Origin of the sequence: Pseudoroseomonas cervicalis ATCC 49957 (genome assembly GCF_000164635.1) — a bacterium.
Taxonomy (GTDB): domain Bacteria; phylum Pseudomonadota; class Alphaproteobacteria; order Acetobacterales; family Acetobacteraceae; genus Pseudoroseomonas; species Pseudoroseomonas cervicalis.
Genome location: NZ_GG770782.1, coordinates 55,953 through 77,058, shown reverse-complemented (window position 1 = coordinate 77,058; position 21,106 = coordinate 55,953). Strand labels below are relative to the sequence as shown.

Sequence of the window (21,106 nt, the reverse complement as noted above, 5' to 3'; positions counted from 1 at the left end):
GAACGGCGGAACGCAGCCACGGCCACCTGGGCCGAGTGCCGCGTCCCGCCACCCCACCAGGGAGCGGCAGCCTGTTAGAAGTTGTACTGGGACATGTTGTCCTTGGTGACGCCGACCCAGCCCTGGCCGGCCAGCACGTTCGGGCGCTGGGCGTTCGGCGTCTCCAGCTTGGTGTAGCCGGCGAGGCCGAGATCGAGGCCGGCGGTGATCGACTTCTTGGCCAGCGCCATCACCGCCATCACGTTCATGGCGTAGCCGGCGACCGCCGGATCCCAGAACTGGATGTACTGGATGTCGCCATTGCGCAGATACTGCCCGGCGACCGAGACCAGCCCGGTGCCGCTGAAAAACAGCTTGCCGGCCAGGCGACGCTCGGCGATCAGGCGGCCGGCGCCGGCCGAGGTCGGCATCGGCGCGCCCAGGATGCCCTTCAGGTCCGGATAGGCGGTCAGCACTTCCTTGAGCTTGTTGTAGTCGGTCGTCGCATCGTCATAGGTCTCGATGCGGCGGGTCGCCTCCTGCATGCGCGGGAAATGCTGCTTCTGGTAGGCGACGGCGCCGTCGATCCATTCCATCTGCGACTGCGAGGTCAGGCTGCCGACCGTCGCGACATACTTGCCCTCGCCGCCCATCTGCCGGCCCAGCACTTCCATCAGCTTGGCGCCGTAGGCGTGGTTGTCGAAGGCCTCGATGTCGTAGTCGATGTTCTGCAGCCCGGCGGCCTCGTGCGAGATCACCACGATGCCCTGGCGGCGCGCCTTCTGCAGCACCGGCTCCACCGCCTCGACCGAGAAGGGCACGATGCAGATGGCATCGACACCCTGGGCGATCAGGCTCTCCACCAGCTGCACCTGGGCGGCGGCGTCGGCCTGGCTCGGCCCCACCATCCAGGTGTCGTGGCCCTGGTCGGCGCCGAACTGCTTCACGCCCTCGCGCATGCGGTCGAACCAGGCGATGCCGTCGACCTTGACGACGGTGGCGATCACCTTCTTGCGCGCGGTGCGCGCATGGATCTCGCCCGAGACCTTGCTGGCATCGACGGCCGCCCCCTGCGCCCAGGCCGGGCGGACGAGCGAGCTGGCCAGCAGACCGCCGGCGGTGAGGGCGCCGAACTAGCGACGGTTGATCATGGCTATTCCTTCCCCGTGTTCTGCTCTGAGACGAGCGAATTCAGTAGCCGCTGGCGGCGGGCTGCGCCGCGCCGGAGACCAGCGCGACGCCCGAGCTGGCGCCGATGCGATTGGCGCCGGCGGCGATCATCGCCTGCGCCTGGGCCAGCGTTCGCACGCCGCCCGAGGCCTTCACCCCGATCCCCGGCCCCACCGCGGCGCGCATCAGGGCGATATCCGCCTCGGTCGCGCCGCCGCTGGAGAAGCCGGTGGAGGTCTTGACGAAATCCGCCCCCGCCTCGACGGCCAGGCGGCAGGCCGCGCGCTTCTGCGCGTCGGTCAGCAGGCAGGTCTCGATGATGACCTTGAGCACCTGGCCCGCGCAGGCGGCGCGCACGGCGGCGATGTCGTCGCGCACCACGTCCAGCCGCCCGTCGCGCAGCGCGCCGATGTTGATCACCATGTCGATCTCGCCGGCGCCGTCGCGCACCGCCTGGGCGGCCTCGGCCGCCTTGATGGCGCTGGCGCTGGCGCCGAGCGGAAAGCCCACCACGGCGCAGGTCGCGACACCGCTGCCCGCCAGCAAACCGGCGACAAAGGCCACATTGACCGGATTGACGCAGACGGAGCAGAAGCCGTGCGCGCGCGCCTCCTCGGCCCAGCGGCGCAGCTCGGCCTCGCCGGCTTCCGGCTTCAGCAGGGTGTGGTCGATCAGCTTCGCCAGTTCGGCGGGCGCGACCAGCACGGGTTGCGGATGGGCCATCAGCGTCATTCCTCCGCGGCCCGGGCCGGATGCCTTCACCGCGTTTGTCAGTTTTTTAACACTTGTTATAATCCTCACACCAGGGCTTCTGTTCGTCAAGCGGCGCTGGCAGGGAGAGGACATGGCGGTGTTGGAACGGCAGGGCCTCACAAGCCAGCGGCGCGGCGAGCGCCTGGCGCGGCTGGAGGCGCTGCTGCAGGAATCCGGCCCGGCGCGGCTGGAGGAGGCGGCGCGGCAGCTCGGCGTCTCCTCCATGACGCTGCGGCGCGACCTGGCGCGGCCAGGGCTGGCGGAATCGCGCGGCCTGGCGCTGCTCGGCGGCCATGTGGTGCCGGCCCGCGCCTCGCCGCGCCCCGGCCCCTATGCGCTGGAGCGCGAGCAGGACCAGCACGCCGCCGCCAAGCGCCAGGCGGCGCAACACGCCGCGCGGCTGGTGCGGGAGGGCGACACGCTGTTCATCGATTGCGGCACGACGACGCCGCATCTGGTGCAGGCCCTGCCGCCCGGCCTGGCGCTGACGGTGGTGTGCTACGCGCTGAACATCGCGACGCTGCTGGCGCGGCGGCCGAACACGCGGCTGGTGCTGCTGGGCGGGCTGTATCATCCCGGCGCCACCACCTTCAGCTCGGACGAATCCCTGGCCAGCCTGCGCCGGCTGCGGCTGAACACCGCCTTCCTCTCGGCGGCCGGGGTGGATGCGGCGCAGGGCGCCACCTGCGTCCATTTCAACGAGGTGCCGGTGAAGCAGATGGCCCTGGCCGGCGCGGCGCAGCGCGTGCTGGTGGTCGATGGCAGCAAGCTCGGCCAGCTGCGCCCGGCCTATTTCGCGCCGCTCTCCGCCTTCAGCCGGATCGTCACCGATGCCAGCGCGCCGGAGGCGGCACAGGCCGCGCTGCGCGACGCCGGCTGCCCGCTGGACGTGGCGCCGCCAGCGCCCTAACCCGCGCGGCACCGGCAACCGAAGGAGAGACCCGCATGCAGGACATCGTCATCGGCGTGGATGTCGGCACCGGCAGCGCCCGCGCCGGCGCCTTCACGCCGCAGGGCGCGATGCTGGGCCAGGCGGCGCGGCCGATCCGCATGTGGCGGCCGCGCGCCGATTTCGTGCAGCAATCCTCGGACGACATCTGGCAGGCGGTCTGCGCCGCCGTGCGCGGCGCGCTGCGCGATCTCGGCCCGGTGCGGGTGCTGGGCATGGGCTTCGACGCCACCTGCTCCCTCGTCGTGCTGGACGCGGAATTCCGCCCGGTTTCGATCAGCCCGCAGGGCGAGCCCGAGCAGGATGTGATGGTCTGGATGGACCACCGCGCGGCGGCCGAGGCGGAGGCGATCAATGCCGGCGAGCACGAGGTGCTACGCTATGTCGGCGGCCGCATCTCGCTGGAGATGCAGGCGCCGAAGCTGCTCTGGCTGAAGCGGCACCGGCCGCAGGCCTGGGCGCGCGCCGCGCATGTCTTCGACCTGCCCGACTACCTGACCTGGCGGGCCACCGGCAGCCTGGCGCGCTCGCTCTGCTCCACCGTCTGCAAATGGACCTATCTGGGCCATGAAGGACGCTGGGACGCGGATTTCTTCCACGCCATCGGCCTCGGCGAGCTGGCGGACGAAGGCTTCCGCCGCATCGGCACGGAGATCCTGCCGCCCGGCCAGCGCCTCGGCACGCTGGGGGCGGAGGCGGCGGCGGCGCTCGGCCTGGAGGCGGGCATCCCGGTCGGCGCCTCGGCGATCGATGCGCATGCCGGCGGGCTGGGTGTCATCGGCGCGGCGCTGAACGGCGTGGCGCCGGATGCGGCGACGCTGAACCGGCGCGTGGCGCTGGTGGGCGGCACCTCCTCCTGCCACATGGCGGTCTCGCCCGAGGCGCGTTTCGTGCCCGGCGTCTGGGGCCCCTACCATTCCGCCATGCTGCCGGGGCTGTGGCTGAACGAGGGCGGGCAATCGGCGACCGGCGCGCTGATCGACCATGTCATCACCACCCATGCCGCCTATCCGGCCATGGCGGCGGCCGCGCAGCAGGCGGGCGAGACCATCTACCAGTCGCTCAACCGCAAGCTGGCAGACATGGCGGAAGGGCTGCCCTTCCCGGCGCTGCTGACCGAGGGGCTGCATGTGATGCCGGATTTCCACGGCAACCGCTCGCCGCGCGCCGATGCCTCGCTGCGCGGCATGGTCTCCGGCCTGCGGCTGGCGGCGGGGGAGGAAGATCTGGCGCTGCTCTACCTGGCGACGGTGCAGGCCGTGGCCTATGGCACGCGCCACATCATCGAGGCGATGAACGCGCAGGGCTATGCCATCGACACCGTGATGGCCTGCGGCGGCGGCACGAAGAACCCGGTCTTCCTGCGCGAGCATGCCGATGCGACGGGATGCCAGCTGGTGCTGCCGCGCGAGCCGGAGGCGATCCTGCTCGGCGCCGCCATGCTGGGGGCGACGGCCGGCGGCGTGCAGGATTCGCTGGCGGGAGCGATGGCGGCGATGAGCGGCGCCGGCGAGGTCATCGCGCCGGGCGATGCGGCGGTGCGCCGCTACCATGACGCGAAATACGCCGTGTTCCGGCGCATGCACGACGACCAGCTGGCCTATCGCGCGCTGATGCAGGCGCGCTGAGGCGCGGCGGGCGCGGGGAAATCCCCGCGCCCGCCCGCTCAGGCCGTGGCGAGGGCCGCCTTGCGTCGCCCGAGCTGCTGGTCCGCCAGCACGCCGAGCAGGATGACGCTGCCCATCACCGCGAAGTTCAGCGAGGACGGGATACCGAGGATGTTCACGAGGTTCTGCAGGATCTGCAGCAGCACCGTGCCGAGCACGATGCCGAGCACGCTGCCCTCCCCGCCGCGCAGCGAGCAGCCGCCCAGCACCGCGGCGGCGATGGCGTAAAGCTCGTAGAAATTGCCGAAGGAGGAGGGCGAGACCGAGCTGGTGTAGAAGACCAGCAGCACGGTGGAGAGCCCCGCCAGCAGCCCGCCCAGCAGATAGGCGCCGATCACCACGGCGCGGGTGTCGATGCCGGAATGCCGCGCCGCTTCCTCGTTGCGGCCGACGGCGTAGAGATAGCGGCCGAACACCGAACGGTGCAGCAGCACGCCGACGATCACCGCCACCACGATCAGCGCGATGAAGGGGTGCGGGATGCCGAAGCTGCGGCCGGAGGCCAGCCAGGTCAGCATGTCGAGGTCGCCGGCATAGCCGAAGCCCATCGTGCCGTCCTGCGTGTAGTAGCGCGCCGCGCCGCGATAGATCAGCAGCCCGCACAGCGTGACGACAAAGGGCTGCATGCCGAGCCGCGTCACCAGCAGCCCGTGCAGCGCACCGAGCAACAGGCCGAGGCCGAGCACGATCAGCACCGCATAGGGCCAGAAGATCTCGTAGTTCACCAGCAGGTCGACGAAGATGACGCCGAGCAGCGCGAACATCGCGCCGACCGAGAGGTCGATGCCGCCGGTGATGATGATCAGCCCCTGGCCGATGCTGAAGATGCCGAACAACCCGATCAGGTTCGCCATGTTCAGCAGGTTGACGGTGGAGAGGAAGAGCGGGTTCAGCACCGCCGTGATGGCGCCGATGACGATCAGCAGCGCCGCCAGGCCGAGATCCTTGCGGCTCATGCGGCTTCCTCCTCGTCATGGCCGATGGCCAGGCGCAGCACCGCCTGCTCGCTGAACAGGTCGCGGTTCAGGATGCCGCTGATGCGGCCCTCATGCATCACGGCGATGCGGTCGGAGACGCCGATCACCTCTTCCATGTCGCTGGAGATCATCAGGATGGCCACCCCCTTATCGGCCAGCGCGCGCATCAGCGCGTAGATCTCGCCCTTGGCGCCGGCATCGATGCCGCGCGTGGGCTCGTCGAACAGGATCACGCGCGGCGCCATGCTGAGCCATTTGGCCAGCACCACCTTCTGCTGGTTGCCGCCCGAGAGCGTGCCGGCGGCGACACCGACACTCGGCGCCTTGATGCGCAGCGAGCGCGCCTGCGCCTCGGCCACCTTCCATTCCTCGCGCCGGTCCACCAGGAACATCCGCGAGAAACGGCGCAGCGAGGCCAGGCTGACATTCTCGGCGATCGGCAGCGACAGCACGAGCCCCGCCGCCTTGCGGTCCTCCGGCGCCAGGTAGATGCCGGCGCGCACCGCGTCGCGCGGCGAGGCCAGGCGCAGCGGCTTGCCATCCAGCGTGATACGGCCGCCGCGCAGCGGGTCCAGCCCGAACAGGGTGCGCGCCAGCGAGGTGCGCCCCGCCCCCACCAGCCCGGCCAGGCCGAGGATCTCGCCGGCGCGGATTTCCAGGTCCGCCGTGGCGGCGGGGAAGGAATCGGTCACCACCCCCTCCAGCACCAGCCCGCCCGGCCCGGGCGCGCGGCGCGGCGGGGTATAGAGGGCACGCAACTCGCGCCCGATCATCAGCCGGATCATCGCCGCGTGGTCGATCTCGCCGCGCGCCAGCGTACCGGCCAGCCTGCCGTCGCGCAGGCAGACGACACGGTCGGCGCAGTCGACGATCTCGGCGAGCCGGTGGGTGATGTAGATGATCGAGGTGCCGGCGGCGCGCAGCTCATGCACCAGGGAGAGCAGCCGCGCCGTCTCCGACAGGGTCAGCGACGAGGTCGGCTCGTCGAAGATGATGATGCGGGAATCGGCCGCCAGCGCCTTGGCGATCTCGACCAGCTGGCGCTGCGCGATGGACAGCGCGGCGACCGGCGTGTCCGGCGTGAAATCCGCGCCGAGCCGCGCCAGCAGCGGCGCGACACGCGCCCGCGCCGCCTGGCGATCGACCAGCTTCAGCGGCCCGCCACGCAGCGGTTCGCGCCCGAACAGCACATTGGCCGCAACGTCGAGATTGTCGAAGAGGTTCAGCTCCTGGTGCACGAAGGCGATGCCGGCGGCCTGCGCGTCGGAGACGGTCAGGCGCGGCCAGTCCCGCCCGCCCACCCGGATGCGGCCGGCGCTGGGGGCGACGACGCCCCCCAGCACCTTCATCAGCGTCGACTTGCCGGCGCCGTTCTCGCCGATCAGCCCGAGCACCTCCCCCGGCATCAGGTGCAGGCTGACATCATCCAGCGCCCGCACCCCGGGATAGCTCTTGCCGATGCCCTCGAGCGACAGGATCGGGGCCGCTCCCTGCATGGCGCTTACCGGCCCCGCAGCAATTCGCGCATCTGCGCCTGGAATTCCTGCACGTTGCCGCGGTCGATGATGCGCGTCGGGATGATGATCTGCTTGCTCTCGGGAATGAAGGAGCGGTCGCCGCCGAGATACTTCACCATGCCGACCATGCTCTGGTAGCCGAACTCGAAGGGCTGCTGCACCACGGTGGAGTGGATCACGCCCTCGGCCACGCCGCGCAGCGTCAGCCCGTCCTCGTCGAAGCCGACGATGCGGACCTTGCCGTCGCGCCCCGCGCCCTTCACCGCCTGGTAGATCTGCGGCGTGTTGTAGGCCCAGAGCCCGACCATCAGGTCGATATCGCTGCGCCGCGCCAGCGTGTCCTCGACATTGCGCTTGGCGCGCGCCATGTCGCTCTCATCGGTGCGGATGTCGACGACCTCGATATTGCCGCCCTGCAGCGCCTCGCGGATGCCCTGCACGCGCTCGCGCGCATTGTCGGCGTCCATGGTGCCGACGAACAGCATCGCCTTGCCGCCCTGCGGCAGCGCCGCCTTCATCTGCTTGCCGGCCTCGCGCCCGGCGGCGACATTGTCGGTGCCGATATAGACGACGCGGTTGCTGTTCGGCGCGTCGCTGTCGGTGGTGAACAGTACCGCCTGCGACGCCGCGCGGTTCAGCATCTCGGTGCTGTTGCCGGGGTTGATCGCCGAGATGGCGATGCCGGCGACGCGGCGCGCCAGCAGCTCGTCCACGATGCGGCGCTGCTCGGCGGCGCTGGCCTGGCCGGGGACGATCATCTCCATGTTGAACTGCGGATGCTCGCGATTCGCCTTCTCGATGCCGCGGCGCGCGATCGTCCAGAAATCGGCCGAGACATTGACGACGAAGGCGAGCGTCCGGCGCTCCTGCGCGGCGGCCGCGCGCGGCAGGCCGGCAGAGGCGAGGGCAAGGGCGGCGGGGGCCGCCAGCAGGCTGCGACGTTTCATGGAACTTCTCCCTGAGGCGTTGTGATCCGGCCCCCTCTCATCGATTCCGGGGGGCCTGGACCGGTCACACCGGCGGGAGGATTTGGCCCCGCCGGGAAGCCGCGCCGCCAGCGCCAGCAGGCCGGCGCGCCATCACCTTGGCGTGAAGGCGGTCAGGTCCAACCGCCATCCACGGTGAATTCCTGCGCCGAGCACATGGCGGAGGCGGCGGAGGCCAGGAACAGCGCCATGTCGGCGATATGCGCGGGCCGGACGCGGCCGGCCAGCACCTGCCCGGCCTCGATCTCCTTCTCCGCCTCCGGCGTCACCCAGAGCTTCAGCTGCCGCTCGGTCATCACCCAGCCGGGCACCAGCGTGTTCACCCGGATGTTCTGCTTGCCATAGTCGCGCGCCAGGCCGCGCGTCAGCCCGTGCACCGAGGCCTTGGCCATGGTGTAGGCGGGCATGCCGCCCTGGCGCAGCTTCCAGCTCACCGAGCCGAAATTGACGATGGAGCCGCCGCCGGCGCGCTGCATCTGCGGCACGATCGCCTGCGCCGCGAAGAAGAGCGGGCGCTGGTTGATCGCCATGCGCTCGTCCCAGTACTCCGGCGTCACCTCTTCCGGCTTGTGGCGCTGGTCGTTGGCGGCGTTGTTGAGCAGCACGGTGATGTCGCCATGCGCCGCCTGCGCCTCGGCGATCGCCGCGCGCAGGGCGGCGATGTCGCGGATGTCGCAGGGCAGGAAGAGGGGCGCGGTGGCGCCCTCGGTCGCTGCCAGCTTCTCCGCCAGGGCGCGGCTTTCCGCCTCGGCGATGTCGACGAAGGCGACCCGGCTGCCCTGAAGCGCGAAGGCCTCGGTCAGCGCCGCGCCGATGCCGCTGCCGCCGCCGGTGATGAACACGCTGCGGCCGGCGAGATCGGGGTAGATGGCGTTGCGCGTCATGGCATCTCCTGACTGCGCCGCCGGCCGCATCAGCCGGCGGTGATGTTGTTGGCCTTCACCACCTCGCCCCAGCGGGCGTGGTCGCGGCGCAGCATGGCATCGAAGGCCTCGGCCGTGCCGCCGCCCGGCTCGTCGCCCTGGCTGGTGATGCGCTCCCGGACATTGGGGTCGCGCAGCGCGGCGTTGAGGGCCTCGTTCAGCTTCGTGATCGCCTCGGCCGGCGTGCCCTTCGGCACCGACAGGCCGATCCAGCTGGTGATGATGAAGTCCTCCAGCCCCTGCTCGGCCGCGGTCGGGATGTCGGGGAAGGCGGGGGCGCGGTTCTGCCCGGTCACCAGCATGCCGCGCACCTGCCCCTCCTTGACATAGGGCGCGACCACCGAGGCGGCGTCGAACATCAGGCTGAAGCGGCCGGCGATGAAATCCTGCATGGCCGGGCCGCTGCCGCGATAGGGCACGTCCTGCATGGCGGGGCGGCCGATGCGGCTGCGGAACAGCTCCATCGCGCAATGCGACATGCTGCCGGCGGCCGGCGTGCCGTAATCGACGCCATTGGGCTGCGCCTTCAGCCAGCTCACCAGCTCCGGCAGCGTCTTCGCGGGAACCGAGGGATGCACGCAGAGCACCAGCGAACTCTGCAGCGCCAGACCCACCGAGACCAGCTCCAGCGGGTCGATCTTCATGCCCGGGAAGGTGTGCGGGTTGATCGCCATCGAGCTGGAATTGGCCGCCAGCACCGTGTAGCCGTCGGGGCGCGCGCGCAGCACCGCCTCGGTGCCGATATTGCCGCCGGCGCCGCCGCGATTCTCCACCACCACCGGCTGACCCAGCGCCGCCGCCATGCCGTTCTGCACGATGCGGGCGGCGAAATCCGTCTGTCCGCCGGGCGGGAAGCCGACGATGAGGTTGACCGGACGCTGCGGCCAGGCGCCCTGCGCACGGGCCAGGCCGGGGGCGATGGCCGGCAGGGCCAGCCCGGCGCCGGCGGCCGCCAGCAGGCCGCGGCGCGTCGGCGCGAAACCGCCTTCCTTCGTGATGCTCACGCAGGTCTTTCCTTTTCCCTGGACGTCGTCACACGGTGCGGTCAGCGCCGCCCGATGGTGTTGTTCCCTGGATAGGAGAGCGCAGCGATATCGTCTAATGTGATTTTGAGAACGAACCATAACAAAGAGGATATCGCCCGCATGCAGCCCCCTGCGCCCAAGCGGCTGCCACCCAACTGGTTCGCCCGCGCGCGGCTGAAGCTGCGCCATCTGCAATTGCTGCAGGCGCTGGACGAGACGCGCAACCTGCATCGCGCCGCCGCCGCCCTCGGCCTGACCCAGCCCGCCGCCTCGAAGCTGCTGGCCGAGGTGGAGGCGATGCTGGGCGGGGCGCTGTTCGAGCGCCATGCCCGCGGCATGCGGCCGAATGAATGGGGCGAGGTGATGCTGCGCCGCGCCCGCTCCGCCCTGGTCGAGCTGGAACAGGCGGCGGCCGAGCTGAACGGGCTGCGCGAGGGCAGCGGCGGTGTCGTGGCCTTCGGCACCGTCACCGCCGCCGCCGCCGATGCCGTGGTGCGCGCGGTGGAGCGGGTGCAGCGCGAGCATCCGGCGCTGCAGGTGACGGTCGAGGTCGACACCAGCGCGCCGCTGGTGGCGCGGCTGCGCGAGGGGCGGCTCGACTTCATCGTCGCCCGCCCGCCGGCCGAGCCGGTGCCGGGCCTCGACTACCGCGAGATCGGTGAGGAGGAGCTGTGCTTCCTGGTGGCGCAGGGCCACCCGCTGCTCGGCCGCGGCGGCGTGGCGCTGGCGGAGATGCTGGACTATGGCTGGGTGTTGCAGCCGCCGGGCAGCCTGCTGCGGCAGGAGGTGGAGGAAATGTTCCTCCGCCACGGCCTGCCCTTCCCGCGCCGCGTGCTGAGCACGGCGTCGATGCTGCTGAGCCTGGCCGCCCTCGGCCAGGGCCATTCGATCGGCGTGTTCAGCGCCTCGGTCATCGGGCTGTTCGCCGGGCGCGGCGCGCTGCAACGCCTGGCGCCGCCGCGCGAGCAGCCGCGGCTGACGGTGCGGCCCTTCGGCCTGATCCGCAGCCGCGACCGCCCGCTCTCCCCCTCCGCGCTGCGGCTCTACGAGGCGGTGGCCCGCGAACTGGCCTCCGCCGCCCTGGGCTGAGGCGCTACTTCCCCCAGCGCAGCACCTGCGCGTCCAGCCGGCGCGCCAGCTCCACCAGCCCGGCGCGCGTCGCCGGGTGCAGCGGCGCCAGCGGGTGGCGCGGCGCGTCGCAGCGGATGACGCCGCCTTCCTTCATCAGCGCCTTGGCCGCCAGCAACCCGCATTGCCGGTTCTCGTAATTGATCAGCGGCAGCCAGCGCTCATAGGCGTCCAGCGCCGCCGCGCGGTCACCGGCGACATAGGGGTCGATGATCTGGCGGATGCCGTCGGGGAAGCCGCCGCCGGTCATCGCGCCGGTCGCCCCGGCATCCAGATCGGCCATCAGGGTGATCGCCTCCTCGCCATCCCAGGGGCCGATGATGGCGTCGCCGCCCAGCTCGATCAGCGTGCGCAACTTGGCCGCCGCCTGCGGCACCTCGATCTTGAAGTAGGAGACGTTGCGGATCTCCCGCGCCATGCGCGCCAGCAGCGCGGGCGGGAGCGGCGTGCCGGCCACCGGCGCGTCCTGGATCATGATCGGGATGTCGATCGCGTCCGAGACCTGGGCATAGAACTCGTAGATCGCGCTTTCGCCGGCGCGGATGGTGGCGCCGTGATAGGGCGGCATGATCATCACCATGGCCGCCCCCGCCTGCTGCGCGCGCCGGCTGCGCTCGGCGCAGAGGCGGGTGGAGAAATGCGTCGTCGTGACGATCACCGGCACCCGGCCGGCGACATGCGCCAGCACCTCATCCTGCAGCTGCTCGCGCTCGGCGTCGCTCAGCACGAACTGCTCGGAGAAATTGGCCAGGATGCAGAGCCCGTGCGAGCCGGCATCGATCATGAAATCCACCGCCCGCTTCTGCCCGGCGAGGTCCAGCGCCCCGTTCTCGTCGAAGATGGTCGGCACCACGGGGAAGACGCCGCGATAGGGGGCGGGACCGCTCATTCTGTGTTTCCTCCTGGGCTTGGCCTGGCGGGCATTGGGCGACGGCGGCGCGGGCCGGTCAATGCCCTCGCCGCCGGCGGCCCCTCAGTGATTGTCGCGCGGCACCGGCGCGCCGCTGCGCCCGACCAGAAAATCCAGATCGGCGCCCTGGTCGGCCTGCTGCACATGGTCGATATACATCTTCACATAGCCCCGATCGGCGGCCGGCGGCGGCGGGGTCCAGGCGGCGCGGCGGGCTTCCAGCTCGGCTGGTTCGACATGCAGGTGCAACCTTCGCGCGGCAACGTCGAGGGTGATCAGGTCGCCATTCCGCACCAGCGCCAGCGGGCCGCCGGCCGCCGCCTCCGGCGCCACATGCAGCACCACCGTGCCATAGGCGGTGCCGGACATGCGCGCATCCGAGATGCGGATCATGTCCCGCACCCCCTGGCGCAGCAGCTTCTTCGGGATCGGCATGTTGCCGACCTCGGCCATGCCCGGATAGCCCCTCGGGCCGCAATTCTTCAGCACCATGATGCAGCTGGCATCGATGTCGAGATCCTCGTCATCCTTGCGCGCGTGCAGATCCTCGATGGTCTCGAACACCACGGCGCGGCCGGTGTGTTGCATCAGCTCGGGCGAGGCGGCGGAGGGCTTGATGACGGCGCCATCGGGGGCGAGGTTGCCGCGCAAAATCGCCATGCCGGATTCCGGCTTGAACGGCGTCTCCAGCGGCGTGATCACCTCGCGGTTCCAGCATTCGGCGTCGCGCACATTCTCCCACAGGCTGCGGCCATTCACCGTGGGCGCGTCCTTGTGCAGCAGGCCCGCCTCGCCCAGCGCCCGCAGCACCACCGGCAGCCCGCCGGCATAGTAGAAATCCTCCATCAGGAAGCGGCCCGAGGGCATCAGATCGACCACGCAATGCACGCCGCGGCCCAGCGCGTCGAAATCCGCCAGACTCAGCTCGATGCCGACGCGCCGCGCGATGGCCAGCAGATGCACCACCGCATTGGTCGAGCCGCCAATGGCGCCCAGCGTGCGGATGGCGTTCTCGAACGCCTCGCGCACCAGGATCTTCGAGAGGACCAGATCCTCCTCCACCATGCGCACGATGCGCCGGCCGGCCATGCGCGCCAGCTCGTTGCGCCGCGCATCGGCGGCCGGGATGGCGGCGTTCTGCGGCAGGCCGACGCCCAGCGCCTCGACCAGCGAGGCCATGGTCGAGGCCGTGCCCATCGTCATGCAATGGCCGGAGGAGCGGTTCATCGCCGCCTCGGCCTCATGGAATTCGTGCAGCGTGATCTCGCCGGCGCGCAGCTGCTCGCTCATCGAGATGATGTTGGTGCCCGAGCCGATCATCTGCCCGCGATAGACCCCGCGCAGCTGCGGCCCGCCGGAGACGCCGATGGTCGGCAAATCGGCCGAGGCCGCGCCCATCAGCAGCGCCGGCGTCGTCTTGTCGCAGCCCATCAGCAGCACCACGCCATCCAGCGGATGCGCGCGGATCGCCTCCTCCACATCCATGGCGGCCAGGTTGCGGTACAGCATGGCGGTGGGCCGCATCGTCACCTCGCCCAGCGAGGAGACGGGGAATTCCAGCGGGAAGCCGCCCGCCTCCAGCACGCCATAGCGGACATGCTCGGCGATGGTGCGGAAATGGCTGTTGCAGGGGTTCAGCTCGGACCAGGTGTTGCAGATGCCGATGACCGGCTTGCCCTCGAACTGGTCCTGCGGGATGCCGCGATTCTTCAGGAAGGAGCGGTAGTAGAAGCCCATCTTGTCCTGCCGGCCGAACCAGGCCTGGCTGCGCAGGGTGCGGGCCGGCTTGTCCCCCTCGCCGCTCATCGGGCGTGGCTCCGCCCCGCCGCGCCATGCCGGCGCATCCGCTGCTGCATCCTGTCCTCCCTCGGGCCGCGTTTCAGGCCATCCTGGGCCCTGGAGCGATACAGGTCCAATGCGGAGTTCCGCCTGGATGATATCCAGAATGGTATCAAGAAGGGGTGCAAACCCCTGGAATCCTGGCCCCTCCCCTGACATTGAGTCGCAACATCGTATATGACAGGGCCAGCTCACGACGCCCCGCCCGGGGCCGCCAGGCAGGAATCAGGAGAGCAGCGTGCAACCCACCACCGGCAACGCCGCGCCGCAGCAGAATTTCGGCACCGCCAACATCGCCCCGATGGGCGGCACCAGCCGCATGACGCGCTTCTTCATGGGCATCGTCGCCTGGGCCGAACGCCTGAACCTGCGCCATACCAAGGTCGGCAACCCGCCCGTCTACGACAACGCCACCTTCCCCTGGACCGCCGAGATCGAGCGCGAATGGCCCCTGATCCGGGCCGAGCTGGAAAAAGTCCTGGTCCGCCAGTCCGAACTGCCGAGCTTCCACGACATCTCGACCGATGTGCAGACCATCAGCAAGGACAGCGCCTGGAAGACCTTCTTCCTGGCCGGCTACGGCCTGTCCTCGCAGGAGAACATCAAGCGCTGCCCGGAAACCTGGCGCATCGTCCAGAAGATCCCCGGCCTCAAGACCGCCATGTTCTCGATCTTCGAGCCGGGCAAGCACCTGCCCGCCCATCGCGGCCCCTACAACGGCGTGCTGCGCCTGCATCTCGGCCTGATCGTGCCGGAACAGAGCGACCGGCTCGCCATCCGCGTCGAGAACCAGATCTGCCACTGGCACGAGGGCAAGGCCCTGGTCTTCGACGACGCCTATGAGCACGAGGCCTGGAACCACACCGACAAGACCCGCGTCGTGCTCTTCGTCGATTTCGTCAAGCCGCTCCGCTTCCCGGCCCGGCTGGTGAACTGGCTGCTGCTCAACCTGGCCGTCTTCACCCCCTTCATCCGCGAGGGCCTCGACAACCACAAGGAGTGGGAGAAGAAGTTCTACGCCGAGGCCGAGGCGCTCCGGAACCGGAAGTAAGGCTCCCTGGGGAGGCTCCGCCTCCCCAGACCCCTCCGCCGGGGTGGCAGGGCCACCCCGGACCCCGCCTTCAGTTTTTTACTCCAGGCTTTCGTACCAGGTGCGGCCATCGCGCTCGATCATGGCGATCGCCGCGGTCGGGCCCCAGCTGCCCGCCGCATAGGGGCGCGGCGCCTCGGGGCGGTCCGCCCAGCCCTGCAGGATCGGCTCCACCCAGTTCCAGGCGTGCTCCACCTCGTCGCGCCGCATGAACAGCGTCGTGTTGCCGCGCACCACATCCATCAGCAGCCGCTCATAGGCGTCCGGATAGCGCGTGCCGAAGGTCTTCTCGAAACTGATGTCGAGCGCGGTCGGCCGCAGGTGCAGCCCGCCCGGCCCCGGCTCCTTGGTCATCATCTCGAGGCGCATCCCCTCCTCCGGCTGGAGGCGGATCAGCAGCCGGTTCGGTTGCATGCCCACCGCCTCGCGCGGGAAGATGCTGAAGGGCGGCGTGCGAAACTCGATGATGATCTCGGAGACCTTGCGCGGCAGCCTTTTGCCGGTGCGCAGGTAGAACGGCACCCCGGCCCAGCGCCAGGAATTGACCTGCAGCTTCAGCGCCACGAAGGATTCCGTCAGGCTCGCCGCCCCGTCCAGATCGGCGCGGTAGCCCGGCACCGGCTGGCCGTTGATGGCGCCCGCCGTGTACTGGCCGCGCACCGTGTGCAGATGCGCCTCATGCGGGGCGATCGGCCGCAGGGCGCGCAGCACCTTCACCTTCTCGTCCCGCACCGCATCGGGGTCGAGCGAGATCGGGCTCTCCATCGCCAGCAGGCAGAGCAGCTGCAGCATGTGGTTCTGCACCATGTCGCGCAGCGCCCCGGCGCGGTCGTAATAGCCGCCCCGCCCGCCAATGCCGACCTCCTCGGCCACCGTGATCTGCACATGGTCGATCATGTCGGCATGCCACAGCCGCTCGAAGATCGGGTTGGCGAAGCGCAGCGCCATCAGGTTCTGCACCGTCTCCTTGCCGAGATAATGGTCGATGCGGAAGATCTGCGCCTCGGGCAGCACCTCGCCCACCGCGCGGTTGATCTCCCGCGCGCTGGCCAGGTCGTGGCCGATCGGCTTCTCCAGCACCACGCGCGACTGCGCATGCAGCCCGCCATGCCGCGCCAGGCGCTGGCAGATCGGGCCATACAGCTCGGGCGAGGTCGCCAGGTAGAATTGCCGCACCTGCTCCGGCCGCTCGGCCAGCAGGGCGACGAGCGATTCCCAGCCCTCCTCCCCCGCCGCCTCGACCCGGCGGTAATGCATCAGGCCGAGGAACTCGGCCAGCGTCGCCTCCTCCAGCGTGCCCTCGGGCAGGTAGCGCTGCAGCGCCGCCTCGGCCTGGGCGCGGAAGCCGGCATCGTCGAGGTTGGAGCGCGCCGCGCCGATGATGCGGCTGCTGGCCGGGAACTGACGGTCGCGCCAGCGCTGGTACAGCGCCGGCAGCAGCTTGCGCATGGTCAGGTCGCCGGTGGCGCCGAACACCACGCAGTCGAAGGAGGCAACGGGGAGGATACGGGCCATGCAGCGACCTTCCGGAAAGCTGGCGGCAGCCTAGCACCGACCGGCCCCGCGCCGGAAACCGCGGCGGCGTGACAGCGCCGGCCGCCAGCGGGGCGGGGCGGGACATCCACATGCTTATCCCCAGGCCCATCCACCGGAATGGTGGATAACTCCGCCCGCCCGGCGCAACCCGGGCGCGGCGCCGCCGTTCCTGCCGGGACATGACAGCATGCTGTCATCCTGACGGAGGACGGACACCCCCGATGGCCACTTCCCCCCCTGCCACGCCCTGCCCCAGGGCGCGGGAGGCCTTCTCCACCCTGGTGGTGGAGCTGTTCCGCCTGAATGGCGCGCTGCTGGAGGCGGGCGACCGGCTGGCCCGCGATCTCGGCCTGACCAGCGCCCGCTGGCAGGTGCTGGGCGCCATCGCCCTGGCCCCTGCGCCGCGGCCCGTCGCGCATCTGGCCCGCGGCATGGGGCTGGCGCGGCAATCGGTGCAGCGCCTGGTCGGCGAGATGCTGCGGGACGGCCTGCTGCGCCTGGAGCCCAACCCGCGGCACCGCCGCGCGGCCCTGGTGGCGATGACCCCGCGCGGCGAGGCCGCCTATCGCCGCACCATGGCGCGCAAGGATCTCTGGGCCGATGGGCTGACCCAGGGCCTGCCGCCCGAGGCCCTGCAGCAGGCCGCCGCCCTGTTGCACGAGCTGCGCCGCCGCGTGCCGGACTCGCACGAGCATATCGACGCCATCGCCGCCGCCGAGGAGCATCCGGCATGACCGACCGCACCGCCCCGCCGCCGCCCGATGCGGAGGTGATCGTCATCGGCGCCGGCCCGGTCGGCCTGACCACCGGCTGCGCCCTGCGCCATCATGGCATCGACTGCCTGCTGCTGGAGCAGCGCCAGGACATCAAGGCGTATTCGCGGGCCAACAATCTCTGGGCCCGGCCGCAGGAGCTGCTGGCCGGCATCGGCCTGCGCGACAGCCTGGCCGGGCAGGCCTATGCCATCCACAGCATCAACTTCTTCCTCCATGGCCGGCCGACCGCGCCGATCCCGATCGCCGAGGTCGACAGCCCCTATCCGCGGGTCCTCTACAGCGGCCAGGACGTCATCGAGCGCACCCTGTCCGAGACCTTCGAGGCCCGCGGCGGCCGGCTGCAGCGCGGCTGCCGGGTGACCGGGATGCGGCAGGACGAGGCGGGCGTCACCCTCCAGCTCGAGCGCGAGGATGGCACGCAGGAACAGCGCCGCGCCCGCTACCTGGTCGCCGCCGATGGCGCGCGCAGCACCATCCGCCCGCTGCTCGGCCTCGATTTCGAGCCCACGAAGCTGCCCGGCTGCATGAACCGGCAGGGCGATGCGCGGCTCTCCTGGCGCCGCTCGGGCGAGGCCGACCAGCTCTGGTTCTTCTATTACGAGCGCGGCTTCGCCGGCATCATGCCGGTCTGGGGCGGCTATCACCGGCTGTTCTTCCTGGCCGACGACAGCGGCGTGCCGGAGCGCGACCCGACGCTGGAGGAATTGCAGGCCCTGGCGCGCGAGGTGACGGGCGACGAGACCCTGACCCTGAGCGACCCCGCCTGGCTGACCCATAGCCGCTTCGAATACGGCGTCTCCCCTTCCTATGCGCGCGGCCGCGTCTTCCTGGCCGGCGATGCCGGGCACCTCTCCCTGCCGATGGGCGGCCAGGGCATGAATGCCGGGCTGCACGACGCGGTGGAGATCGCCTGGCGCCTGGCTATGGCGCTGCGCGGCCAGGCGGGGCCGGCCATCCTCGGCTCCTACGATGCCGAGCGCGGGGCAGAGCATATCCGCCTCAGCGCGCAGCAGGCGCGCGGCTTCCGCTGGACCGTCTATCGCGGCCCGGTCACCGACAGGGCGCTGGAGCTGGCCGCCGCCGCCCTGCCCAATCTCGGCTCGCTGCTGCAGGGGACGGATGACATGCAGCAGATGCGGGTGGCCTATCCCGACAGCCCGCTGAACGAGGATCATCTCGCGGGTCTCTCGCGCCTGCTGCGCCCGGGGCCGAAGCCGGGCCAGCGCGCGCCGGACGCGCCGGTGGTGCGCGACGGCGCGGCCACCACCCTGTTCTGCCATCTCTACAACCCCGATGGCTGCAGCACCGGCTGGGCGCTGCTGGGCTTCGACGGCCGCTCCGCCGAGGCCGGCGCGGCGCTGCGCGAGGCGATCCGGGCGGTCGCGCCCTGGCCCTGGCTGCGCCCGCGCCTGGTGCTGGCCGGCCCGCTGCTCGCCGCGGGCGACACGCCGGTGCTGTCGGATCTCGATGGCCGGGCGCATGGCGCCTATGGGCTGGAGGGGCAGCCGGCGCTGGTGCTGGTGCGCCCCGACGGGCATATCGCCTTCCGCGACCGGGCCGAGCGGGCGGACCGCCTGGCCGCCTATTGCCGGCGGGTCTTCGGCGCGCCCTGACCTAGCCCACCCGCGCCAGCGACCGCCGCAGCCCGAGCAGCGCGGCGCCGAGGAACAGCAGCCCGAGCCCCAGCAGCGCCGCCAGCCGCGGCGCCACGATGTCGAAGCCGGCGCCGCGATACAGCACCGCCTGGGCGAAGGCGACGAACTGGGTCGAGGGGGAGAGCTGCACCGCCTGCTGCAGCCAGGCCGGCATGCTCTCCAGCGGCGTCATGCTGCCGGAGAGCAGCATCATCAGCATCAGCGCCGGCAGCGCCAGCAGGCCGAACTGGCCGGTGCTGCTGGTGGCCGTCGCCAGCAGCACGCCGAGCGCCGCGACCGAGGCCTGGAACAGCACCGTGCCCAGCAGGAACAGCGCGAGCGACCCGGCCAGCGGCACGCCGAGCAGCCCGCGCACCACCAGCAGCAGCGACAGCAGCGCGGCGCCGACGATGACCAGCGCATTGGCGCCGATCTTGGCCAGCAGGATCTCGGCCGGCGAGACCGGCATGGCCAGAAGGTGTTCCAGCGTGCCGTGCTCGCGCTCGCGCAGCAGGGCGGCGCCGGGCAGGATGATGGAGAGGATGGTGATGCTGTTCACCACCTGCATCACCGCCGTGAACCATTCCGGCACCGAGTTCGGGTTGAAGCGGGTGCGCGCCACCAGCTCGACCGGCGCGGCCGCGCCGCCCAGCCGCGCCGCCACCTCCTGCCGGACGATCTGCTGGATGTAGCTGCTGCCATTGCCGGCCTGCGCCATGGCGGTGGCGTCGATGTCGATGGCGAGCCCGGTGGGGCGGCGGGCCAGCAGGTCGGCCTCGAAGCGCGGCGGGATCTGCAGCACGAAGACATAGCGCCCGGCATCCAGCGCCGGCGCCACCTCGCGCGCCGCGATCAGCGGGGCGGCGCGGAATTGCGGCGGCAGCAGCGCGGCGCGCAGCGCGCGGGAGAGGTCGGAATGATCCTCGTCCACCACGGCGATGGCGGCGTTGCGCACCTCCATCTTCACCCCGTTGGCGACCGAATAGACGGCGACGCTGAAGGTGTAGGCCAGCAGCAGCAGCAGCACCGGGTCGGCGCGCAGCACCCGCAGCTCCTTCAGCCCGAGCCAGAGGATGGTCAGCAGCCGCCGCATCTCACGCCTCCTGCTTGCGCAGCGCCAGCGCGGCGGCGCCGATGAACAGCAGCGCGAAGCCGGCCAGCGCCAGGTGGCTGGGCCAGAGTTCGGCGAAGCCCAGCCCCTTGGTCATGCTGCCGATCGAGATCTGCTGGAACCAGGCGGCGGGAAAGCCGAGGCCGATGGCCCGCGCCGCGCCCGACAGGCCGGAGACCGGCACCAGCAGCCCGGAGAAATTCACCGCCGGCACGATGCAGAGGATGGCGGCCGCGAAGATCGCCGCCACCTGGCTGCGCACGAAGGCCGAGACCAGCAGCCCGAAGCCGGTCGCGGCCAGCACATAGAGAAACCCGCCCAGCGCCAGCGCCAGCCCCGAGCCGCGCACCGGCACGCCGAAGACCAGCCGCGCCCCCGCCACCAGCATCGCGAAGCTGAGCAGCCCCACCGCGACATAGGGCAGCTGCTTGCCCACCAGGAATTCCAGCGCCGTCACCGGTGTGGCGCGGAAATTGGCGATGGCGCCGCCCTCCTTCTCCCGCACCACGCCGACGGCCGCCATCATCGCCGGGATCAGCACCAGCATCAGCATGATGATGCCGGGCAGGATGGCGACCGCGCTGCGGAAGGCCTGGTTGTAGCGGAAGCGCGGCTCGATCCCGAGCAGCTCGGGCGCGGGCGGCAGCGGCGAGCGCGCCTGCCGCTCGGCCAGCCAGGATTGCGCCAGGCCGGTGACATAGCCGCGCGCCGTCTCGGCGCGGAAGGGCATGGCGCCGTCCAGCGTCACCGCGACCTCGGGCTGCCGGCCGGCGCGCAGATCCTCGCCGAAGCGCGGCGGGATCTCGATGGCCAGCGCGATGCGCGCGGCGCGCAGGCGTTCCTCCGCCTCGGCCGGGCCGGCCAGCGCCGGCCGTTCGGTGAAGTAGCGCGAGCCGGCGAAGCTCTGCAGCAATTCGCGGCTCTCCGGCGTGCGGTCCTGGTCCAGCACCGCATAGGGCAGGTTCTCGACATCGAAGGAGATGCCGAAGCCGAAGGCGAACATCAGCAGCAGCGGCCCGAGCAGGGCGAAGGCGATGCGGATGCGGTCGCGCAGCAATTCCAGCGCCTCCCGCCAGGCGCAGGCCCAGAGCCGGCGCGGGTCGAAGCGCCCGGGCGCGCGGCGCGGCGCGGCGGCC

18 protein-coding genes are annotated in these 21,106 nt (G+C 71.1%); 6 read left to right on the top strand and 12 right to left on the bottom strand.

Annotated elements, in window-relative coordinates:
- Positions 1–74: 74 nt before the first annotated feature.
- Positions 75–986 carry an autoinducer 2 ABC transporter substrate-binding protein gene (locus tag HMPREF0731_RS16800; RefSeq protein ID WP_007005374.1) on the bottom strand — a complete coding sequence of 304 codons (912 nt, stop codon included), beginning with the start codon at positions 984–986 and terminating at the stop codon, positions 75–77.
- 184 nt (positions 987–1,170) lie between these two features.
- Positions 1,171–1,872 (bottom strand): deoxyribose-phosphate aldolase, encoded by a 702-nt coding sequence (deoC, locus tag HMPREF0731_RS16795; protein WP_040613800.1) that lies wholly within the window; start codon positions 1,870–1,872, stop codon positions 1,171–1,173.
- Positions 1,873–1,993: 121 nt separating this feature from the next.
- On the opposite strand from deoC, the gene HMPREF0731_RS16790 reads away from it, so the two are divergent.
- On the top strand, positions 1,994–2,812 hold the full coding sequence (locus HMPREF0731_RS16790) for a DeoR/GlpR family DNA-binding transcription regulator (protein WP_007005372.1): 819 nt from the start codon (positions 1,994–1,996) through the stop codon (positions 2,810–2,812).
- Between the two features lie 35 nt (positions 2,813–2,847).
- A complete protein-coding gene (locus tag HMPREF0731_RS16785; protein ID WP_007005371.1) occupies positions 2,848–4,479 on the top strand; it encodes an FGGY-family carbohydrate kinase in 1,632 nt (543 codons plus the stop codon).
- Positions 4,480–4,517: 38 nt separating this feature from the next.
- Here HMPREF0731_RS16785 and HMPREF0731_RS16780 read toward each other — a convergent pair whose 3' ends face one another.
- From HMPREF0731_RS16780 to HMPREF0731_RS16760, 5 genes are all read right to left on the bottom strand, one after another.
- The gene (locus HMPREF0731_RS16780) at positions 4,518–5,474 is read right to left on the bottom strand and encodes an ABC transporter permease (RefSeq protein WP_007005370.1); all 957 of its coding nucleotides are present in this window, start codon (positions 5,472–5,474) and stop codon (positions 4,518–4,520) included.
- A complete protein-coding gene (locus HMPREF0731_RS16775; RefSeq protein ID WP_007005369.1) occupies positions 5,471–6,991 on the bottom strand; it encodes a sugar ABC transporter ATP-binding protein in 1,521 nt (506 codons plus the stop codon). Before HMPREF0731_RS16775 ends, HMPREF0731_RS16780 begins: the two co-directional genes overlap by 4 nt.
- Before the next feature lie 5 nt (positions 6,992–6,996).
- Positions 6,997–7,959, bottom strand: coding sequence for a sugar-binding protein (locus tag HMPREF0731_RS16770; RefSeq protein ID WP_007005368.1), 963 nt, complete (start codon positions 7,957–7,959; stop codon positions 6,997–6,999).
- Between the two features lie 152 nt (positions 7,960–8,111).
- Entirely contained in the window at positions 8,112–8,882 is a 771-nt protein-coding gene (locus HMPREF0731_RS16765; protein ID WP_007005367.1) for an SDR family NAD(P)-dependent oxidoreductase, read from the bottom strand.
- Between the two features lie 29 nt (positions 8,883–8,911).
- A complete protein-coding gene (locus HMPREF0731_RS16760) occupies positions 8,912–9,925 on the bottom strand; it encodes a Bug family tripartite tricarboxylate transporter substrate binding protein (RefSeq protein ID WP_007005366.1) in 1,014 nt (337 codons plus the stop codon).
- Between the two features lie 141 nt (positions 9,926–10,066).
- Here HMPREF0731_RS16760 and HMPREF0731_RS16755 point away from each other — a divergent pair, with 141 nt between their 5' ends.
- A complete protein-coding gene (locus tag HMPREF0731_RS16755) occupies positions 10,067–11,035 on the top strand; it encodes a LysR substrate-binding domain-containing protein (RefSeq protein WP_040613799.1) in 969 nt (322 codons plus the stop codon).
- 4 nt (positions 11,036–11,039) lie between these two features.
- On the opposite strand, the gene HMPREF0731_RS16750 is transcribed toward HMPREF0731_RS16755, so the two are convergent.
- Together HMPREF0731_RS16750 and HMPREF0731_RS16745 are read right to left on the bottom strand one after the other, a co-directional pair.
- Positions 11,040–11,963, bottom strand: coding sequence for a dihydrodipicolinate synthase family protein (locus HMPREF0731_RS16750; RefSeq protein WP_007005364.1), 924 nt, complete (start codon positions 11,961–11,963; stop codon positions 11,040–11,042).
- Positions 11,964–12,047: 84 nt separating this feature from the next.
- Positions 12,048–13,790, bottom strand: coding sequence for an IlvD/Edd family dehydratase (locus tag HMPREF0731_RS16745; RefSeq protein WP_007005363.1), 1,743 nt, complete (start codon positions 13,788–13,790; stop codon positions 12,048–12,050).
- A 271-nt stretch (positions 13,791–14,061) separates the two neighbouring features.
- Here HMPREF0731_RS16745 and olsC point away from each other — a divergent pair, with 271 nt between their 5' ends.
- Entirely contained in the window at positions 14,062–14,874 is an 813-nt protein-coding gene (gene olsC, locus HMPREF0731_RS16740; RefSeq protein ID WP_007005362.1) for an ornithine lipid ester-linked acyl 2-hydroxylase OlsC, read from the top strand.
- Between the two features lie 78 nt (positions 14,875–14,952).
- On the opposite strand, the gene zwf is transcribed toward olsC, so the two are convergent.
- Positions 14,953–16,428 carry a glucose-6-phosphate dehydrogenase gene (gene zwf, locus HMPREF0731_RS16735; protein ID WP_007005361.1) on the bottom strand — a complete coding sequence of 492 codons (1,476 nt, stop codon included), beginning with the start codon at positions 16,426–16,428 and terminating at the stop codon, positions 14,953–14,955.
- 242 nt (positions 16,429–16,670) lie between these two features.
- Between zwf and HMPREF0731_RS16730 the strand changes: the two genes are divergently transcribed.
- Positions 16,671–17,183, top strand: a complete 513-nt coding sequence (locus tag HMPREF0731_RS16730) for a MarR family winged helix-turn-helix transcriptional regulator (protein ID WP_007005360.1) — start codon at positions 16,671–16,673, stop codon at positions 17,181–17,183.
- Entirely contained in the window at positions 17,180–18,838 is a 1,659-nt protein-coding gene (locus tag HMPREF0731_RS16725; RefSeq protein ID WP_007005359.1) for an FAD-dependent monooxygenase, read from the top strand. The genes HMPREF0731_RS16730 and HMPREF0731_RS16725 overlap by 4 nt, the downstream gene beginning before the upstream one ends.
- A 1-nt stretch (position 18,839) precedes the next feature.
- Here HMPREF0731_RS16725 and HMPREF0731_RS16720 read toward each other — a convergent pair whose 3' ends face one another.
- Both HMPREF0731_RS16720 and HMPREF0731_RS16715 read right to left on the bottom strand, forming a co-directional pair.
- A complete protein-coding gene (locus tag HMPREF0731_RS16720; RefSeq protein ID WP_007005358.1) occupies positions 18,840–19,952 on the bottom strand; it encodes an ABC transporter permease in 1,113 nt (370 codons plus the stop codon).
- A gap of 1 nt (position 19,953) precedes the next feature.
- The coding region (locus HMPREF0731_RS16715; protein WP_007005357.1) for an ABC transporter permease at positions 19,954–21,106 on the bottom strand (1,153 nt) is incomplete at its 5' end.

Excerpts from the sequence above, each read along its gene's own strand:
- deoC (WP_040613800.1), bottom strand. The coding sequence starts at position 1,872 with ATGGCCCATCCGCAACCCGTGCTGGTCGCGCCCGCCGAACTGGCGAAG.
- HMPREF0731_RS16790 (WP_007005372.1), top strand. The coding sequence starts at position 1,994 with ATGGCGGTGTTGGAACGGCAGGGCCTCACAAGCCAGCGGCGCGGCGAG.
- HMPREF0731_RS16785 (WP_007005371.1), top strand. The coding sequence starts at position 2,848 with ATGCAGGACATCGTCATCGGCGTGGATGTCGGCACCGGCAGCGCCCGC.
- HMPREF0731_RS16780 (WP_007005370.1), bottom strand. The coding sequence starts at position 5,474 with ATGAGCCGCAAGGATCTCGGCCTGGCGGCGCTGCTGATCGTCATCGGC.
- HMPREF0731_RS16775 (WP_007005369.1), bottom strand. The coding sequence starts at position 6,991 with ATGCAGGGAGCGGCCCCGATCCTGTCGCTCGAGGGCATCGGCAAGAGC.
- HMPREF0731_RS16770 (WP_007005368.1), bottom strand. The coding sequence starts at position 7,959 with ATGAAACGTCGCAGCCTGCTGGCGGCCCCCGCCGCCCTTGCCCTCGCC.
- HMPREF0731_RS16765 (WP_007005367.1), bottom strand. The coding sequence starts at position 8,882 with ATGACGCGCAACGCCATCTACCCCGATCTCGCCGGCCGCAGCGTGTTC.
- HMPREF0731_RS16755 (WP_040613799.1), top strand. The coding sequence starts at position 10,067 with ATGCAGCCCCCTGCGCCCAAGCGGCTGCCACCCAACTGGTTCGCCCGC.
- HMPREF0731_RS16750 (WP_007005364.1), bottom strand. The coding sequence starts at position 11,963 with ATGAGCGGTCCCGCCCCCTATCGCGGCGTCTTCCCCGTGGTGCCGACC.
- HMPREF0731_RS16745 (WP_007005363.1), bottom strand. The coding sequence starts at position 13,790 with ATGAGCGGCGAGGGGGACAAGCCGGCCCGCACCCTGCGCAGCCAGGCC.
- zwf (WP_007005361.1), bottom strand. The coding sequence starts at position 16,428 with ATGGCCCGTATCCTCCCCGTTGCCTCCTTCGACTGCGTGGTGTTCGGC.
- HMPREF0731_RS16730 (WP_007005360.1), top strand. The coding sequence starts at position 16,671 with ATGGCCACTTCCCCCCCTGCCACGCCCTGCCCCAGGGCGCGGGAGGCC.
- HMPREF0731_RS16725 (WP_007005359.1), top strand. The coding sequence starts at position 17,180 with ATGACCGACCGCACCGCCCCGCCGCCGCCCGATGCGGAGGTGATCGTC.
- HMPREF0731_RS16720 (WP_007005358.1), bottom strand. The coding sequence starts at position 19,952 with ATGCGGCGGCTGCTGACCATCCTCTGGCTCGGGCTGAAGGAGCTGCGG.